This window comes from Anaerococcus provencensis (genome assembly GCF_000312365.2).
GTDB lineage: Bacteria > Bacillota > Clostridia > Tissierellales > Peptoniphilaceae > Anaerococcus > Anaerococcus provencensis.
The window spans coordinates 281,625-299,185 of record NZ_HG003685.1; the positions used below are offsets into that span (position 1 = coordinate 281,625).

General features: G+C 34.8%; 18 protein-coding genes and 1 pseudogene. 17 read left to right on the forward strand and 2 right to left on the reverse strand.

The window, feature by feature from the left end:
* Positions 1 to 2 precede the first annotated feature (2 nt).
* The 10 genes and pseudogenes from cysS (at position 3) to BN38_RS01635 (ending at position 9,205) form a co-directional block, all read left to right on the forward strand.
* Positions 3 to 1,424, forward strand: a complete 1,422-nt coding sequence (gene cysS, locus BN38_RS01590) for a cysteine--tRNA ligase (RefSeq protein ID WP_044565160.1) — start codon at positions 3 to 5, stop codon at positions 1,422 to 1,424.
* Complete coding sequence (gene rlmB, locus BN38_RS01595) at positions 1,424 to 2,128, forward strand: 23S rRNA (guanosine(2251)-2'-O)-methyltransferase RlmB (protein WP_044565161.1); 705 nt, start codon at positions 1,424 to 1,426, stop codon at positions 2,126 to 2,128. The genes cysS and rlmB overlap by 1 nt, the downstream gene beginning before the upstream one ends.
* Positions 2,115 to 2,642 carry an NYN domain-containing protein gene (locus tag BN38_RS01600; RefSeq protein ID WP_044565162.1) on the forward strand — a complete coding sequence of 176 codons (528 nt, stop codon included), beginning with the start codon at positions 2,115 to 2,117 and terminating at the stop codon, positions 2,640 to 2,642. The genes rlmB and BN38_RS01600 overlap by 14 nt, the downstream gene beginning before the upstream one ends.
* Before the next feature lie 37 nt (positions 2,643 to 2,679).
* A pseudogene (locus BN38_RS11280) lies at positions 2,680 to 3,752 on the forward strand (sigma-70 family RNA polymerase sigma factor).
* Positions 3,753 to 3,883: 131 nt separating this feature from the next.
* Complete coding sequence (locus tag BN38_RS01610; protein WP_044565163.1) at positions 3,884 to 5,833, forward strand: NAD(P)/FAD-dependent oxidoreductase; 1,950 nt, start codon at positions 3,884 to 3,886, stop codon at positions 5,831 to 5,833.
* 111 nt (positions 5,834 to 5,944) lie between these two features.
* Positions 5,945 to 6,322 carry a GntR family transcriptional regulator gene (locus BN38_RS01615; RefSeq protein WP_044565164.1) on the forward strand — a complete coding sequence of 126 codons (378 nt, stop codon included), beginning with the start codon at positions 5,945 to 5,947 and terminating at the stop codon, positions 6,320 to 6,322.
* Positions 6,315 to 7,181, forward strand: a complete 867-nt coding sequence (locus tag BN38_RS01620) for an ABC transporter ATP-binding protein (protein ID WP_084593727.1) — start codon at positions 6,315 to 6,317, stop codon at positions 7,179 to 7,181. Before BN38_RS01615 ends, BN38_RS01620 begins: the two co-directional genes overlap by 8 nt.
* Positions 7,162 to 7,791, forward strand: coding sequence for an ABC-2 transporter permease (locus BN38_RS01625; protein ID WP_044565166.1), 630 nt, complete (start codon positions 7,162 to 7,164; stop codon positions 7,789 to 7,791). The genes BN38_RS01620 and BN38_RS01625 overlap by 20 nt, the downstream gene beginning before the upstream one ends.
* 83 nt (positions 7,792 to 7,874) lie before the next feature.
* Positions 7,875 to 8,705, forward strand: coding sequence for a nucleoside hydrolase (locus BN38_RS01630; protein ID WP_044565168.1), 831 nt, complete (start codon positions 7,875 to 7,877; stop codon positions 8,703 to 8,705).
* The gene (locus BN38_RS01635; RefSeq protein ID WP_044565169.1) at positions 8,702 to 9,205 is read left to right on the forward strand and encodes an FUSC family protein; all 504 of its coding nucleotides are present in this window, start codon (positions 8,702 to 8,704) and stop codon (positions 9,203 to 9,205) included. The genes BN38_RS01630 and BN38_RS01635 overlap by 4 nt, the downstream gene beginning before the upstream one ends.
* Positions 9,206 to 9,258: 53 nt before the next feature.
* Here BN38_RS01635 and BN38_RS01640 read toward each other — a convergent pair whose 3' ends face one another.
* Positions 9,259 to 10,785 carry a ClC family H(+)/Cl(-) exchange transporter gene (locus BN38_RS01640; RefSeq protein ID WP_044565170.1) on the reverse strand — a complete coding sequence of 509 codons (1,527 nt, stop codon included), beginning with the start codon at positions 10,783 to 10,785 and terminating at the stop codon, positions 9,259 to 9,261.
* Between the two features lie 133 nt (positions 10,786 to 10,918).
* Between BN38_RS01640 and BN38_RS01645 the strand changes: the two genes are divergently transcribed.
* From BN38_RS01645 to BN38_RS11090, 7 genes are all read left to right on the forward strand, one after another.
* Positions 10,919 to 11,641 (forward strand): ABC transporter ATP-binding protein, encoded by a 723-nt coding sequence (locus BN38_RS01645; RefSeq protein ID WP_044565171.1) that lies wholly within the window; start codon positions 10,919 to 10,921, stop codon positions 11,639 to 11,641.
* On the forward strand, positions 11,634 to 13,292 hold the full coding sequence (locus BN38_RS01650) for a hypothetical protein (protein WP_044565172.1): 1,659 nt from the start codon (positions 11,634 to 11,636) through the stop codon (positions 13,290 to 13,292). The genes BN38_RS01645 and BN38_RS01650 overlap by 8 nt, the downstream gene beginning before the upstream one ends.
* A gap of 81 nt (positions 13,293 to 13,373) precedes the next feature.
* Positions 13,374 to 14,363, forward strand: coding sequence for a hypothetical protein (locus BN38_RS01655; RefSeq protein ID WP_044565173.1), 990 nt, complete (start codon positions 13,374 to 13,376; stop codon positions 14,361 to 14,363).
* A gap of 202 nt (positions 14,364 to 14,565) precedes the next feature.
* Positions 14,566 to 15,219: a hypothetical protein gene (locus BN38_RS01660; protein ID WP_044565174.1), complete on the forward strand. Its 654-nt coding sequence runs from the start codon at positions 14,566 to 14,568 to the stop codon at positions 15,217 to 15,219.
* A gap of 455 nt (positions 15,220 to 15,674) precedes the next feature.
* Positions 15,675 to 16,181, forward strand: coding sequence for a CAP domain-containing protein (locus BN38_RS11080; RefSeq protein ID WP_268257888.1), 507 nt, complete (start codon positions 15,675 to 15,677; stop codon positions 16,179 to 16,181).
* Between the two features lie 192 nt (positions 16,182 to 16,373).
* Entirely contained in the window at positions 16,374 to 16,511 is a 138-nt protein-coding gene (locus BN38_RS11085) for a hypothetical protein (protein WP_154649909.1), read from the forward strand.
* Positions 16,496 to 16,666 carry a hypothetical protein gene (locus BN38_RS11090; RefSeq protein WP_154649910.1) on the forward strand — a complete coding sequence of 57 codons (171 nt, stop codon included), beginning with the start codon at positions 16,496 to 16,498 and terminating at the stop codon, positions 16,664 to 16,666. Before BN38_RS11085 ends, BN38_RS11090 begins: the two co-directional genes overlap by 16 nt.
* 177 nt (positions 16,667 to 16,843) lie before the next feature.
* On the opposite strand, the gene BN38_RS01670 is transcribed toward BN38_RS11090, so the two are convergent.
* Positions 16,844 to 17,515, reverse strand: a complete 672-nt coding sequence (locus BN38_RS01670) for a hypothetical protein (protein ID WP_044565176.1) — start codon at positions 17,513 to 17,515, stop codon at positions 16,844 to 16,846.
* Between the last annotated feature and the right edge of the window lie 46 nt (positions 17,516 to 17,561).

Consider the following 17,561-nt stretch of genomic DNA (forward strand, 5'->3'; position numbering starts at 1 on the left):
AAATGAAAATTCATAACACGCTCACGAGAAAGACAGAAGAATTTATACCAATAGAAGAAAATAAAGTAAGAATGTATGTCTGTGGGCCTACTGTTTATGACTATATGCACATTGGAAATGCAAGGCCTTTGGTAGTATTTGATACCTTTAGAAGATACCTAAAATACAGGGGTTACGACGTGACCTATGTAGTAAACTTCACAGATGTCGACGATAAGATTATCAACAAATCTATCGAAGAAGGAATCACAACAAAAGAAGTAACTGATAGATACATTAAGGCCTACATGGAAGATGCCCACGACCTAAACATTGACGAAGAAGACACCATCCACCCAAGAGCAACAGAGGTGATGGATGACATCATAGAATTTGTAGCTGACCTAGTAGAAAAGGGTGCAGCCTACGAATCCGATGGAGATGTATATTTTAGAGTGGCAAAGGCTAAGGACTACGGCAAACTTTCTGGCAAAAATGTAGAAGATTTGCTTCACGGAGCAAGCAATAGGCTAGAAGATACTGACACAAGCAAAAAAGAAAGCCCACTAGACTTTGCCCTTTGGAAGAAGACAAAGAAAGAAGGCGAGGTTGCCTGGGACTCTCCTTGGGGTAAGGGCCGTCCAGGTTGGCACATAGAATGCTCAACCATGAGCAAGAAAATCCTTGGAGAAACCATAGACATACATGCTGGAGGGGAAGATTTGGAATTCCCTCACCACGAAAATGAGATTGCTCAATCAGAAACATTAAACGAAAAGACCTTTGCCAACTATTGGATGCACAATGGCATGATCCAAGTAGATGGAACAAAGATGAGTAAGTCTTTGGGTAATTTCTTCACCCTCCACGATATCAAAAAAGAATATGACCTCATGGTAATCCGCTTTTGGCTTTTAACCACCAATTACCGTCAGCCAATCAACTTCACACGCGAGATTATAGAAGGTGCATCAAAGTCTCTAGATAGGATAAACAATGCCGTATTTAGACTTGAGGATTTGCTAGCAAAGGCAAGTGGAGATGAGATTTTAGATGATGAAAAAGCTTTATTAGATGAACTTAATGGCTTTGAAAATAAATTTATCGAAGTCATGGACAATGACCTAAACACAGCTGATGGCATTACAGTGATTTTTGATTTGGTAAAATTTGCTAATACAAAAATAAATGAAAGCAATACCAAGGCATTAATCAAGACAGTACTTGACAAATTCTTAGAACTTGAGAAAGTCTTGGGTATCAAAAATATCAAAAAATCCCACGAAGGCATTGATGAAGATAAGATTCTAGTCCTAATCGAAGAAAGAACTGCTGCCAAGAAAAACAAGGACTACGCAAGGGCTGATGCTATCCGTGATGAACTTGACCAAATGGGAGTTGCCATAAAAGATACACGCGAAGGCGTCAAATGGGAGCTCAAGTAATGGATAAGATTTATGGCAGAAAGCCAGTTCTTGAAACTATTGATGCAGGTGTTGCAATCAATAAGGCCTATATCATAGATCAAAAAACACCTATAGTAGGAAAAATCATAGATAAGCTTACTAGGGCAAAGGTTGAGATCAAATTTGTAGACAAAAACTTTTTTAAAGATATCGAAGGCAACCACCAAGGTGTGATGATTGAAGTTGACTCATTCAAATATGGATCCTTGGATGACTTAAAAGACTCAGAAAGACTTATATTGCTTGACAAAATAGAAGACCCACACAACCTTGGAGCCATCATCAGATCTGCCGAAAGCTTTGGCTTTGATGGAGTAATCATACCAGAACGCCGCTCAGCCAAGGTCAGCCCTACAGTATATAAGACAAGTGCTGGAGCTATAAATAATATCAAGATTGTTATGGTAAAAAACCTCAACCGTGCCATGGAAGAATTGAAAGACCAAGGATTTTGGATCTATGGTTTAGCAGGAGAGGCAGAAAGCTCTATTAACCAGACTGACCTAAAAGGAAAAGTTGCCCTTGTTGTTGGTAACGAGGGAGATGGCCTAAGCAGGATGGTAAGAGAGCACTGTGATATGTTAGTCAAAATCCCTATGCAAGGCATGGTCAATAGCCTAAATGCATCAGTAGCAAGTGCAATCTCCATGTATGAGCTAGTAAGGCAAAATGGCTTTAACTAAGAAAAACATCACTATTATAGATGGCTATAATGTAATAAATGCTTGGCCAGAACTAAAAGAACTAGCCAAGCAAAACTTGGCAGATGCAAGGCTTGCCCTTATAGAAGAGTTGGCAGAATATATGTCTATGAGTGGGGAAGAAGTCATAATAGTCTTTGATGCCTACAATCTGGATAGACCCAAAGAGACAATCGAAGAAAAATATGGTATGGAAATTGTCTACACAAAAAGATTTCAAACGGCCGACACCTACATAGAAAAGCAAATTTTAAATATAGGTCGTAGGCACAATCTAAAGGTAGTCACAGATGATGGGCAGATACAAATACTCGCCACAAGTAAGGGCGCAAGCAGGATGACTTCAACTGAGCTAAAAGCTGATATTTTTAACAATCATTCAAAGATAAAACGAAAAAGAAAAGCAGATTTCAACCGCAATTTCAAGTCATTTCCCCTATCAAATGAATTGATAGAAAAAATCGACCAAATGAAAAAGGATTTGGAATCTAATTAGCGATACAAGGTAAAATAAATTCACTAAAAGGTAAGATATGGATAAAATAAATTTAAAAGAAGAAGCGACACTTGAGAAAATTCGTTCATTCTTCAACTCCGAAGATATGAGTGAAGAGGAAATCTCAAGTGTCCTAGAAGAATTATCAGAAGAAGAAAAAGAAGAACTAGAAGAATATCTACTAGAAGAAGAAATCATCATAGAAGAAGAGGAAATCGACGAAGATAGCGAAATTGAAGATGAAATAATCGATGAAGTCGATGATGAAGAGGACGACGCCCCTATAAAAAGAGCAGAATCCACAGCTATAACCCCACTTTCTAGAAAAGATATGATGAAACTATCCGACATGACCAATGAAGAGATAGTGGAACAATTCCAGGCAGGCAACCAAAATGCCTTAGCAGCCCTAGTAGAAAAAACCAAGGACTTGTAAGAAGCCGTGCATCATACTTCTACAGATCTCACGGCAATGATTTGGACTTAGAAGACTTAGTCCAATCAGGCATGCTTGGTATGATAAGAGCAGCAGAGAAATTTGACCTAAGCCTAGGCTACAAATTTACAACCTATGCCTACAAATGGATAGATAAGGCAATCAGAAAGGCCATCAACAAAGAGGGCCACACAATAAGGATACCTGCTGGCAAATACTTGAAACTAAACAAACTAAAACAAATCCTAAAGGCAAATCCAGAAGCAAGCGATGACGAGATATATAAGATCTTGGAAAAAGAAGGCATAGACAAAAAACAAGCAGACGACCTATTCCTAATAAATAGAAACCAAGTAAACTCAACATCCCTAAACATCAACCTAGACAGCGAGGACTCCACAGGTGATGAGCTAATGGACATGGTAGGAGACGAATCAACTCCAGTTGACGTCCTAATCCTAGAACGTGACATGGAAAATTTCCTAATGAAAGCCCTAGACCAACTAACGGAAAGAGAAAAACAAATCATAATCTACCGCTATGGCCTAGACAACGAAAAACCAAAAACTCTAGAAGAAATAGGCACAATCTACGACCTATCAAGAGAGAGAATCAGACAAATAGAAAACCAAGCCTTAGGAAAACTAAAAGAGTTTTCTGACAGTGAAAACTAGAAGGTGCGAGAAATCGCATCTTTTTTATTTAAGTATGATAAAAATTTGACTAAGTTTATATTTGACGATATAGTGATTTAGATATATATTATATATTTTTACACATATAGATATTATATAGGGAGGTCAATATGTACGAAAAATTATTTCAAAAAGGTAAAATCGGAAGTCTTGATTTAAAGAATAGAACAGTTATGACTGCCATGGGAGTTAATTACTCAAGCTCAACAGGAGAATCAACATCACAAGAAATAGAATATTATAAGGCACGTGCAAAAGGTGGCATAGGACTTATAATAACAGGAATAACAAATGTCGATGGCAAAGCTGGAAGGGCTTGTGGTAACCAACTTTCTGCATCACATGATGGATGCATAAGAACACTTAGAGAATTGGCTGATGCAGTACATACATACGATACAAAAATATTTGGTCAACTTCACCACGCAGGTATACAAACATCATCAAGGATAACAGGATATAAACCTGAAGGCCCATCAGCTATTGCTTCTGCTGTAATTGGAGAAGAGCCTCATGCTCTAAGTATCGAAGAGATAAAAGTTTTAGAAAAACAATTTATAGCAGCAGCCGTTAGACTTAAAAATGCAGAATTTGACGGAGCAGAGATCCATGCTGCACACGGATACTTGATATCATCATTTTTAAGCCCACATACCAACAAAAGAGAAGATGAATACGGTGGAAGCTTAGAAAACAGAATGAGAATTCTTATCAATATAATTCAAGGAATCAGAATGTATTGTGGACCTTCATTTGCTATAAGTGTCAGATTAAATTCAAAAGACCATATCCCTGGAGGTTTGGAAATCGAAGAAAGTCTTCAAATTGCAAAAAAATTAGAAGAATTAGCTATAGATTGCATAAACATAAGTGGTGGTACTTATGAGTCAGGATACACAGTCATAGAACCTTCTAGCATACCAGAAGCTTGGAAAAAGGACTATGCAAAAGCCTTTAAGCAAAGCCTAAACATACCAGTTATTGCAGTAAACAATATTAAACATCCGGAAACAGCGGAGGCTTTATTGGAAGAGGGAATATGTGATTATATAGGTCTTGGCCGTGCAACACTTGCAGATCCCCAATGGGCAAACAAAGCAAAGGCTGGCAGAGATGAGTATATAAGAACTTGTGTCGGATGCATGAATTGCTTTAGCCAACTTATGAAATACGATAGACCAGTAACTTGTACAGTAAACCCAGAATTAGGAAAAGAACATCTTTATACAGATCTTAACAAATTAGTTGCCAAAACTGGTGACGGAAAGAAAGTTGTAGTTATAGGCGCAGGACCAGCTGGAAGTGAAGCTGCAATAGTTCTAGCAAATAGGGGATATAAAGTTACTGTATTTGAGAAAAACGAAGGTTGCGGCGGATCAATACGCCTTGGTGCAAAACCTCCATACAAGTTTTACTTCAATGAATACATCTCCATGCTAGAAAAAACCATGGAAGAAATGGGTATAGATCTAAGGTTCAACGAAGAAGCCACAGTAGAAAAAGTAAAAGAACTAGATCCTTATGGAGTTGTAGTAGCTGTAGGTGGTCAAGCTGCAAAATTAAATATAGAAGGAATAGATAAAGATAAAATCCTCGATTATAGAGATATATTATCAGAAGAAGTTGACTTTACCGGTAAGAATGTACTAGTAATTGGTGGTGGAGAAACAGGACTTGAAACAGCTGAGTTTATAAGAGATAAAGACAATAAGGTCACTGTTGTAGAAATGTTAAGTGATGTTGGACTAGAGCTTGATAAATCAACCAAAGCCATTATGCTAAAGAGATTCGGCGAAAAGGAAATTCCAGTTTTAACCAATACTAAATTCAAAAAGGTAAAAGCGGATAATAAAGCAATACTAGTAAACACACAAAAAGATGAGCAAGTTGAAGCTGATTTTGATTACATTATATCAGCAGTTGGAGTTAAAAATAATCCAGAATACAATAATCAATTTTTAGAAGCTTTTGAAAATTCAATTGTAATAGGAGATGCAAGGAAACCTAGAAATATTGTTTTAGGAACTAGAGAAGCATATGATAAGGCTTTTGTATTCTAGAATTGAAAAAGTTTAAGATGCGAGAAATCGCATCTTTTTTTGTGCATTGTTTTAAAATAAGCATTGACAGATTATAAATGTTAATATACACTATATACAGATGGAGGATATATGGATATAAAAATAAAGTACTCGAGTAAAGATCCGATATATTTACAAATCAAAAACCAAATAAGAGATGCTATTTTAAATGACGAGCTGGATATTAATGAACCCCTGCCTTCTATAAGATTTTTGGCAAAAGAGCTTAAGGTTAGTGTTATTACTACAAAAAGAGCCTATGACGAGCTTGAAAAAGATGGACTAATTAACACTGTTCCAGGCAAGGGTTCTTTTATCAAAAGTCAAGATCCCAAGATTGTTAGGGAAAAAATTATGATTAAGATAGAAGAATATGTAAAAGAAATTAATGATTTAGCTAAGATTGCTGATATCTCAAAAGAGGAAATAGTATCCTTATTTGATATATTGGAGGATGATGATGGATGATATAATCAAGCTAAAAAATGTTGAAAAAGAATTTGTTGGGTTTAAGTTAGGACCGTTAGACCTAAATATCAAAAAGGGAACTGTAACAGGTCTTATTGGAGAAAATGGAGCAGGAAAATCAACAACATTAAAATTACTCTTGAATGCCCTAAAGAAAGATAGAGGAACAATTGAAGTATTTGGCAAAGATATAAATGATCTTAGTGAAGAAGAAAAATATAAAATTGGATTTGTCTACGATGATTTATATTTGCCCGATACTATGGATATTGGTGAAATAGAAACATTTCATGAAAAGCTTTATAGGGACTTTTGGCAAGAAGATATATTTTATGATTTAGTGGATAGATTCAATTTGCCTGAAAAGCAAGCGATAAAATCTTTCTCTCGTGGCATGAAAATGAAATTATCCTTTGCTTTGGCCTTATCTCACAAGGCTGAACTATTAATATTAGATGAGGCAACTAGTGGCCTTGATCCAGTTGCAAGAGATGATTTTTTGGATATTCTACTTGATTTTATCCAAGATGAGAATCACACAGTTTTAATATCTTCTCATATTTTGTCTGATTTAGAAAAAATAGCTGATTACATAGCCTTTATTCATAAGGGAGATTTATTATTTAATGAGGAAAAAGATAGACTAATAGAAATTTATGGTCTTGTTTCATTAAATGATGAAGAATATGAAAGCTTAGATAAAGATGCAATTGTTGCAGTCAGGAAACACAAATTTGGCCATGAATGTTTGGTGGTAAGAGAAAAAATGCCAGATGGACTTGAGCTGGAAAATCCTAGTATCGAAGACATTATGGTATATATGATAAAGGAGGCCTACAATGAAAGCCTTGATATATAAAGATTTGATTTCTCTAAAAAGATACTTTGTGCTTATAGCTATGTTGATTGTATTAATAGCAGGCTATGAATATAGAGAAGGTCTTCTAATGTTATCAACGGGTTTATTCATATTAATACCAATAGCTCTTATAAATGGTTTATTTGATGTAGATATAAAATCAAATGCAGATAAGTATATAGTAGGGATGGGGATAGATAAAAGGAAAATTGTATTGTCCAGATACCTTATTATATGGATATTTGTTGGAATAGCAGTATTAATAGGACTTTTAGGAAGATTAAAGGTAAACAATCCTAACTTATTTTCAATAAATCTACTAATACCAATTATAATTTTATCGTCAAGCTTGATACCATTAATACAAATTCCTTTGATGTATAAATTTGGAAACCAAACAGCTAGAATAGTTTTCATGTTTATATATATATTTATTTTTATATTTGTGAATTATATGTGGGAGAATGAAGATTTAGTAATTAACTTTTTGCAAGAGAATTTAGTAATTGGTAAAAATCATGTGGGATTAGTAATTTTACTTGTAGCTCTTGCTTTAAATGTCATATCTTTAATTGCTTCTATCAAAATTTATGAAAACAAGGAACTATAGTTCTAGTAATAGTTTGGTTGATAAAGCATGGTTTTTATGGTAAAAATGCCTTATCTTAGTATAGTAGAAAAAAGTGAGGTATTATGGATTACGAAAAACCATTTTTATATATAGATACAAATTTTGCTCCAGATGAGGCCTTGATGACTTATATGGCTACAAAGTCCTATGACTTTGAGCTTGTGGCTTTGTCTACTGGATCTGGAATGATGAATACAAAGCTTGCGGCTGAAAATATTGTCGGCCTTATGACTGATGATGGCCTATACTTATCAGTGGCAGCAGGAGAGGACTTGTTAACCTACCATAATTTGGATAAGGAAATTTTTACTACGACTAAAGATTATATAGAAAAATTGCCTGCCTATGAAAATATAATTGATAAGGCCAGTGATTGTGGCAAACTTGATATCATTGCTACAGCAGGTCTTACAAATATTGCCAAGGCCATAGAGGAAGCCCCTGAGATAGAGGATTATATATCCCATATTTTTATCCTTGGTGGGGAATGTGATGGCGAAGTTTCAGAAACTTTTATAGAAGACCCAGCATCTGTTGATAAGATTTTAAATTCTAGTATTGACTTATTTTTATTACCCATAGAAATAGCTAATCAGTTTAGTCTTTCTGATGATATGATAGAAAAATTGTCAGGTCAAGATAAGAATCTGGATATAATCTTAGATGAGTTTAAGAAAGATAATTATAGACTCCTTAAAGCCAATCTTTTGATGTATTTGATGCTTATACCAGAGGCCTTTATCTTTGAGGAATCTGGATTTGGAATTCATGTTGACGATTCTGACGGTGAGCAGGGAAGTCTTTATAGGACTGATACAAGGAAGAAAAACTATAGGGTCACTAGGGTAAATGAGGATACTTTCTACGACTTTCTCATGGGGAGCCTAAAGTGAAATTTAAAAAACCTGGCCTTAGAATAGTTAAGACCTTCATAGCTGTAACCCTTGCTATGCTGATTTCATCTTTTAGACCAGGAGAGGGCTTGCCTTTTTATAGTGCCATTGCTGCCATAATTTGCCTAAAGTCTGACGTGGAAGGATCCCGTGAGATTGGCATAAATAGGGTGATTGGCACCATGCTTGGTGGTTTGTGTGGTTTGCTATATCTTTTGATAGTGCCTGCAAATTATCTGCCAAGGGCAGTGGAACTTATTTTGATTAGTTTACTAGCATCAATCATTATTTGGGTAATGGCTATGGCTGGCAAACCTAAGGCTATTTCCATCATGGCCATAGTATTTTTGTCTATTACTATAAACCACGGCAACGAAGGCAACTTGCCATTTCTATTCGCCTTTAATAGGACCTTTGACACTATGGTTGGAGTAATTATGGCCATTGTAGTAAACTGGTCGGATTTTGAAATAAGGGAAAATTATAATAAGAATCATTAATAAAATAAAACTCCTTACTTTGGTTTTGATAAAGCCAAGAGTAAGGAGCTTTTTTATTCATATTTTAAAAATTTGTCTATATCTAGGGCATCTGTGGCATCTTCGAGGACTGTCAATTTGTCAGCTGATTGTATATAATCATCGGCATTTGGAATAAATTCCTGCCCATCTCTTTCTATAGATAGGACGATGACGTGTTTTGGAAAGTCGATTTCTCTTAGTCTTTTGCCAACAACTTCAAGATTTTCTGTCATAGTGTATTCAAAAATAGAATAATTACCAAGTTCTCTTTCGACTGGACTTAGTAAATTCTTGTCCTTTAATTGTCTTTCTAGAAGTGTGTCATAGATTGGAGCCACCTTGAAGGCTTCTGCTATGTAGTATGAGACTATCACAACAATTGAAAGGGCTATGAGGTGTTCAAAGGTCTTTGTCATTTCTGATACTAGGATTATTGAAAGTATAGGGCTTCTTACAACAGATGCAAGTATACCACTCATTCCTAATATGAGGAAATTTATATAAAACTGATCTATAGGGACAGCATTTCTTAGCATAGAAAATATCAAAGATCCACAACAGCCGCCTATGACAAGGACTGGCAAGAAAATACCCCCTTGGACCCCAGATCCGTAGCAAAAAGTTGTATAAAAAAGCTTAGCTAATAGGATCATCAGTATATAAACAACAGAAAATTTGTTCAAGGACATTTCTTCCAAAAGTCCGTGACCACCACCAGTAGCCTTAAAAAATGTAAAGCCAATAAGGATTGTAACAGCCATCAATAGACCGTATTTTACTATTGGTGAGCTTATTTTTTTGAACATATCTTGGAATTTTACAATCAAAGTATTATAAAAAACTCCAATAATACCTGTTAGGATTCCTATAAGTATTGCTACCCAAATTAATTTCATTGGCAAAGACTCAGCTACTGCAAAGGAAAAAGCAGTCTCTGGTCCCATCAAGACAAAGGATATGAAATTTGCTGTAATTGATGCGATTAGGGCTGGCAAAAGAACATATTTGGAATAAGACTTGTGCAGCTCCTCAATGGCGAATATGCAACCCGCTAGAGGAGCGTTGAAAGCTGCAGCAAGGCCTGCGGCAGCTCCTGCAGTGATTAAATATTTTATTTCGTCAGGTTCTCTTTTAAGAAACTTGCCAACAAGCTTGGCACTTGCTCCACCTATCTGGATAGATGGACCTTCACGACCGAGTGAAAATCCCATGAGATTGCCCAGGCCTCCACCTATGATTTTTGAGGTGATAGTAGGAACTTCTTCCATTTGAAATTTGCCGAGTATTTCTGCTCGGATTTGGGGAATACCACTTCCACCAGAAAGAGGTGCCCATTTTAATAGCTTATAGATCACATAAGAAGATATAATTGCAATCGCTAATAATATTAATATAGATTTTATGTTAGAATCAGCATACAAATAGCCCCTATAGATATCCATCTTTGAAATAATAAACCTATAGAGGACTGAAAATAAACCTGCGACTATGCCGACTATTATTGAATCAACTAATATTCTAAATATTAGTTTTCTTTTGTCATCAAAATGATTTTTCATTTTCACCGTCCTTAAATTTACTAGATAAATTTATTATACTGGAAAGAAATTAAATCTTGTATTTTTAAAACTATATAATTCATATTTTAAATATATTTATCTCTATGATACAATTTAGCTAAAGGAGGCGAAGATGATTGAAGTAAAAAATTTTACAAAAGCTTATTCCAACGGCAAAATTGCTGTTGATGACATATCTTTTGATGTAAGAAATGGTGAAATATTTGGTTTTCTAGGACCAAATGGAGCAGGTAAATCAACTACTATAAAATCTATTGTTGGTATCAATTCCATAACTAGTGGAAGTATCACCATGGGCGGGCTCACTATGGATGAGGACCCAATATCCTATAAGAAGCAATTCTCATACGTACCTGACAACCCAGAACTATTTGAAAACTATTCTGGCTATGAGTACATAAATTTTTTGGCTGATATATACGGAATAGACGAGCAAACGCGAAAGGAGCGACTTGATTATTATTTGGAATTTTTTGATATAAGGATGGCTATGGGAGATCAAATAGAAACATATTCTCACGGTATGGCCCAAAGACTAGCTCTTATAGGGGCTCTTATCAATGATCCTGATTTATTAATTCTTGATGAACCTATGGTTGGCCTTGATGCCAAAAGCGCCTACAATTTGAAAAATATCCTAAGGCAAAGGGCCAAAGATGGCAAATCTATTTTCTTTTCAACCCACGTGATGAGTGTAGCCCAAGAACTTTGTGACAGGATTGCCATCATTAATAAGGGCAAAATCATAGCCTTGGGAACTTTTGACGAGATCAAAAATCAATCCAACCACAAGGAAAACCTAGAAGCAGTATTCTTGGAGCTTACTGATGAATAATATAAAAACTATAGCAAGATATGCCTTCTGGGAATCATTCTTTCCTTTTTTTAAAAACAAAAAAATTGCAAATTTGCCCAAAAACCATTTTTTAAGGATAGTAACCCTATTAATCGGTTATATATTCATGGCATATTTTTCCTATCTTATTATGTTTGTTGTAGGCAAGATATTTCTTCCTAATCCTGATGGGGATACCATGTATTTTACTTATTTTGGCATAATGGTCAGCCTAACTATTTTGGTTTTTCACCTGCCACAAATCATATCCAATATATTTTCTGACAAAAAAATAAGTATTTACAAGACCCTACCCTTAAAGCCAGGCGAGCTTTTTATTGGCAAGGTTTTGGGAGATGTACTTTCATTTGTAGATTATTTGTTATTTTTGCTGATAACTTTTATTATTTACTTTATCAATAGAGGCTTTTCCATAAAGATATTGGTATTTGCCTTGGTAAATTTCTTTAGCCTGATTTTTACGACCTATGCCCTGTTGACATTTTTGATTTTAATCCTCATGAGATTTACCAATGTTGGCAGTCACAGGAAACTTGTAAAGACTATTGGTTATGTAATACTTTTTGCTATATTGGGAGTATTTTATGCCTATCCTATGCTAAATGACAATGGATCTTCTGCAAGAGAAACCGGACAAGCTATATCTATGGCTATTGAACAAATAGAGGGCATTTCAAATGTGTTTTTCACATCCAAACTTTTTGGCAAGGCCGTAGGTGGAGATCTTCTTAATAATATAATCTATACTTTGGTATTTCTAGCCTCATCAGCCTTGATAGGCTATGGACTTTATAAATTTGCAGACAAAAACTACTATGATGGCCTTGGCAAAGAGTCTTCTAAAAACCATAAAAATAAGGGAGAAGAAAATCTTTCTAGGGTTAATCTTAAAGCTGGGTCCCAAGTTTCAGCAATATTTAAAAGAGATGTAAAAACCCTATTTTCTAATGTGGTTTTCCTAGCATCAACCATACCTATGTTTATTATTTTTGGAACTCTGGGTGCAAAAACTGGTTCACAAATAAGAAAAGATGTTAGCAACTTTTCTTTTGCTGACCCGGAAATAAGATTTTGGATTTTCCTCATAGGATTTTTGTTAGCTCTAATGATTTGGTCAAACTCTGGCTTTGCCAATACTGCCCTATCCCGTGAGCACAAGAGCTTCTATTTGTTCCAAAGTCTGCCTATAGATTACAAAAAACATTTTAGGGCCAGGTTACTTGCAGCTAGCTTGATAAGTCTTGCCTTTAACCTAATTCTTACAATACTATTTATCATCACTGTCAAATTTGGGATAATAAATGGAATTCTTCTCTTTGTTGGGATGGGTCTGGGTTCAATACTAGCAAATAGTTTTGCTCTATACACTGGGAGCAAAAATATAAAGACAAACTGGACCAAACCTGAAGAAATCACCAAGGGAGGGGTCAAGGAGCTTCTTTACTACTTTTTATCAATGATATTTATAGGCTTAATAGCCCTATTAAATGTATTATTGAGTAAAGCTTTTGCTAATACTCCTTATATTGGCTGGATAATAATAAGCATCTTACTAGTAGTCATAAGCGTTATAACTATAAGGCTTGCCCTATCTTCATACAAGAAAGGCTTCTATGATATAAACGATTAAAAAGTAAAATAAGTGGGTAATTTACTAAGGAAAGGATTTTGAGAATAATTATCAAAGCTAATGAGCTTTAAGGAGACAATTATGAAAAACATCAAAAAATTGACAGCAGCACTACTTGCCTTGTCATTTCTAGCTTTTAATAGCGCGACAAATCCTTCTTTAAGTTTTGCCGAAAGCAAGGCAGATGAAAGTAAAATTGACCTAGGAGTTGACAAAGGAAAGGGGGCATACAAAGAAAAGAAAGTTCAAGTAAATCCAAACGATCTTCGCTACCAACAATTCCTAATGAACCTAAGAGAAGTCCGTGACAAGTCCTGGGAATCCAATGTACCATATACCATGGGAGCGGATAACGAAAAAGGCGCCACTATCCGAGATATTGCCAAAGAATATGGCTATGAGACAAAAGAAGCATATATCGACGGTATAAAATGGTCAAATGATTTGGAAAAGATTGCCATTCAAAGATCTTTTGAACAAACATACACAGGCCTAGGTAGCCAAAGAGTGGATGGGACAAGTTTTCAAACAGCAACAATAAATGGAATAAGTTCAGATAAAGAAATCCTTTCAGCAGATACAATAGATCCTAATATTACAGACCCAATTGGCTTATGGTCATATGGAAAAATAGAAAAAGCAAATAATATGTCCGAATATGACATTTTATTAAAGGAAAATGGTGTAAAAACAGATTGGAATGCCAGTCTCCACGACCTATTAAATCCAGCATATAAGTATGTAGGATTTGCAGAGGTGAAAGATCCTGATCAAAAAGTGACCTTTGCAACAGCAGAATTTGCCAAAGATATAGCAAATAATAGTGAAAAGCAAGCAAATATAGTTGGCGAATACACCCTAAGCACTGGAGCAAACAAAGAAGGAATTTCAGATGAAGTAAGAGAAAATATTGAAAAATCAATCCAAGAAGCTGAAATACAAATAAAAGCTGCGGAAGATTTGATTAATAATTATCCACAAACAATTAAAAATGTTAAGGGAAAATTAGTAGGACTAATCGAGGAAAGTAAAGATCTTATAAAAGAACTTAGAGCCTTGATGGAACAATAATATTTACCATAAGGGAGCTGTTAGTTATCTAGCAGCTCTTTTTTATTGTTAATTTTACAAAGAACACCCTATATTTATTGATAAAAAATATTGTTTATTATAAAATATCTGTAAAGAAAGTGTTTTAATAAGGGTAAATCATCAATAATTAGAATTCTTAAATGGTGAATGATAAAAAATCCTTATTGATTGAGGGGGAAAAATGAAAATTAATAAAAAAATCGCAGCGACAGGCCTTGCTCTAAGCTTTGCCTTTCTTGGACTAATGGCTAATATTGATAGGTCATATGCGGCAGGTATTAATAAGAACTCTGCCTTTTATAGGTCATCAAAGACTAGAGATGCATATTTAGCACTAACAGATAATCAGAGAGCAGAGCTTGATAGTATGAATGCTGATAACAAGGCACCGCTAAAAATTGATGAGCTTTTGGCGACCAATAGATACAGCCTACCAATTGTTAGAGGTAGAGATTGGCTATATCCATTCATGCTTGATAGAAACAAAAATGGTCAAGTTGGAGAAAATTATTTCAAGGGCAATAACAATGGATCTTCAAGTGGCCCTAGAGAGGAAGTAGAGAAAATTATTCCTGAAGAAGACAGTACTCCAGAAGAGACTCAAGGATCTGGAGAAGTTACAGAAGATGAAACAGAAAACTTAGAAGATAGGGCAAAGATAAAGGCTAATCTAGAAGAATCTATAAAAAATGCCAAAATCCAAATCGATGCTTGTGAAGATATCATAGAAAACTATCCAAAAACTATTGAAAAAGTTAAGGATAAACTCATCGGACTTTTAGCAGAAACCAAGGAATATATTAAGACAGCAGAAGAATTGCTTGAAACTTTATAAAGACAGACCAGCTATGATAGCTGGTTTTTAAATGTAAAAATTTCTTTATAAATCATACTTTTTATTTAAAGCAGTTATATAAATAGTGAATACATATACACAAGAGTTTAATATGAAAAAAATAAAAAAATTGGCATGCTTCTAAGTCTAACTCTTATATGTCTTGGACTAAGCATATTTAAAAATTTGAACAATGTGTCCTATGAAAGTTCAAGTGTCTTTAGCAGCTCATATAGCTACATTCAAGTGATTCTGCCTACAGGGAAGATACAATCTATCTTAAACAAGATGAAAATCTTAAAAGAGAAATTCTAGATACTATCAAAGAAATCAGATCTGATATCTGGGATGAGAATGTTTATTATGCCTCAAGCCCAGAAGATGTAGAAAAAACAAGGATTATAGAAATAGCCAAAAGATTTGGCTACAATACAAAAAGCGAATATATAAATGCTATTAAATGGAATAGTGAGCTAGAAAAGTACGCTATTCAAAGAGCCTATGAGATCTACTTAACTGATGACTCATTTTATAGGACAGATGGGGAAGATCCTGAAGAAATGGTGATTAACCTATTTGGAGATGATTCCAGAGAATATAGTGTATGGTTAAGGGGAGATTTGACTGGTCAAAGAGCCATATACATGTGGTCTATAGATAAGTATGAAGTGCTAGACCGTAAATCAGAGTATGACTTATTATTAGAATTAAAAGGAGACTTATCTGAGGATAACAAAAACCTTCACAATATCCTCCACCCATTAGTAACTCAAGTTGGCTTTGCAAAAGTTAAAAATTCAAAAAATGGAAAAACTTATGGGGTAATGGTAGATGGTCATGACCTTGCAGGTTCTCAAAAAGTTACAGGTTATGTTGGAAATTACAAGTATTATGTCGGTGATCCAAATGCAGCTGATCTATCAAAAGATACAAAGGCTCAATTAAGATCATCCATAAAATAATCAGAAATCCAACTCCAGGCCCTAGAAAACATTCTAGAAAATTATCCTAAAACAGTAGCCAATGTTGTTGATAAGCTTTATGATCTCATGGATGATTCCTATTATCTAATTAGAAAATCCTATGCCCTAATTGGTGAATTTGAGAATATTTATTAGAAAATCTATTTATTGCAGCTATAAAAGGAGAAAAATATGAATATCAAAAAAATATTACTTACTGCCCTATCAATCAGCCTTCTAACACCAACAGCAAGCTCGTATGTAGCTACAGAAAATACAGCCCGGCTTCTCGTGATATGGAATTTAAAAGATAATTGGAAGAATCTGTAGAAGAGGCTAAACGCCAAATAGAAGTTGTAGAATATTTGTTGACATATACTCCAAAAACAGTTGAAAAAGTGAGAGATAAACTTATATATATGATTGGGGTCCAAAAATTAAATATAGAACTAGCCGAAGATTTATTAGAAATTATTTATGGATAGATAGGGACTGTTGCAAAATAGATAAATCGTTCCTATATAATTCGAGCACCCTCCCAGAAAGGTCTCAACCAGCCGACGGGCTAAACGCCTCCCTAAGCCGGCGGGCTAAACCTCAAACTTTCTGGGAGTGCACTCCAATTATGGAACGATAGATATCTATCAATTTGCAACAGCCCCTTATCTATTAAAAATCCTAAAGTTAACTCCATTTACCATTTCGACATCATATGGACTATTTGAAAAATATCCTTTCAAAAATTCATACCTAAAGTCGTAGTAGGTGGATTTTTCATTTTTTGATTTATTTTCTAAATTGATTTGATTTCTTTCACTTACTTCAAAGTTCTCATGGTGGTCGTGGTCATGGCCACCCTCGCAGACATTATCCAGGGAATCTTCTGGATTTATATCTTCGTTTTCATACTTAGTATGAAGGTTGGTATTTGTAATCAAATACAAGTCCCCGATTTCATCAACTTGGGCAGATAAGCCATTGTCACAAGGCATTCCATCAAGTAGATACATATTTAGGTCAGTAAAAATCTGGTTAAAATCATCAAAATTTTTATCCTGACCAATCTTCTTTCCAAACTCAAAAATCTTTTCCTTTGGATTATTACTATGTTTTAGGGCATAATTTAATCTTTTTTCTACTACATCTATTTTTGAATCCAACCAGCCGTGGATATTGTCCTGGTCGATTAATTCTTCCAGTGGGTTTTTTGAAACGGCATTGGCTATTTTATCAACTTCACTTGTGTCATTATCTAGCAAGTAAGCTGTTATTTCATCTTGAAATTTAATTTTGTCATACATCATATAATGTATTGGACCTAAATTTTCACTCATTTAATCACCTCAATATATTATTTTACTATATTCTATGTGGTATACT

What these genes read in the sequence shown, in the direction of transcription:
- cysS (WP_044565160.1), top strand. Translation starts at nt 3, where the DNA reads ATGAAAATTCATAACACGCTCACGAGAAAGACAGAAGAATTTATACCA.
- rlmB (WP_044565161.1), top strand. Translation starts at nt 1,424, where the DNA reads ATGGATAAGATTTATGGCAGAAAGCCAGTTCTTGAAACTATTGATGCA.
- BN38_RS01600 (WP_044565162.1), top strand. Translation starts at nt 2,115, where the DNA reads ATGGCTTTAACTAAGAAAAACATCACTATTATAGATGGCTATAATGTA.
- BN38_RS01610 (WP_044565163.1), top strand. Translation starts at nt 3,884, where the DNA reads ATGTACGAAAAATTATTTCAAAAAGGTAAAATCGGAAGTCTTGATTTA.
- BN38_RS01615 (WP_044565164.1), top strand. Translation starts at nt 5,945, where the DNA reads ATGGATATAAAAATAAAGTACTCGAGTAAAGATCCGATATATTTACAA.
- BN38_RS01620 (WP_084593727.1), top strand. Translation starts at nt 6,315, where the DNA reads ATGGATGATATAATCAAGCTAAAAAATGTTGAAAAAGAATTTGTTGGG.
- BN38_RS01625 (WP_044565166.1), top strand. Translation starts at nt 7,162, where the DNA reads ATGAAAGCCTTGATATATAAAGATTTGATTTCTCTAAAAAGATACTTT.
- BN38_RS01630 (WP_044565168.1), top strand. Translation starts at nt 7,875, where the DNA reads ATGGATTACGAAAAACCATTTTTATATATAGATACAAATTTTGCTCCA.
- BN38_RS01640 (WP_044565170.1), bottom strand. Translation starts at nt 10,785, where the DNA reads ATGAAAAATCATTTTGATGACAAAAGAAAACTAATATTTAGAATATTA.
- BN38_RS01645 (WP_044565171.1), top strand. Translation starts at nt 10,919, where the DNA reads ATGATTGAAGTAAAAAATTTTACAAAAGCTTATTCCAACGGCAAAATT.
- BN38_RS01650 (WP_044565172.1), top strand. Translation starts at nt 11,634, where the DNA reads ATGAATAATATAAAAACTATAGCAAGATATGCCTTCTGGGAATCATTC.
- BN38_RS01655 (WP_044565173.1), top strand. Translation starts at nt 13,374, where the DNA reads ATGAAAAACATCAAAAAATTGACAGCAGCACTACTTGCCTTGTCATTT.
- BN38_RS01660 (WP_044565174.1), top strand. Translation starts at nt 14,566, where the DNA reads ATGAAAATTAATAAAAAAATCGCAGCGACAGGCCTTGCTCTAAGCTTT.
- BN38_RS11085 (WP_154649909.1), top strand. Translation starts at nt 16,374, where the DNA reads ATGAATATCAAAAAAATATTACTTACTGCCCTATCAATCAGCCTTCTA.
- BN38_RS01670 (WP_044565176.1), bottom strand. Translation starts at nt 17,515, where the DNA reads ATGAGTGAAAATTTAGGTCCAATACATTATATGATGTATGACAAAATT.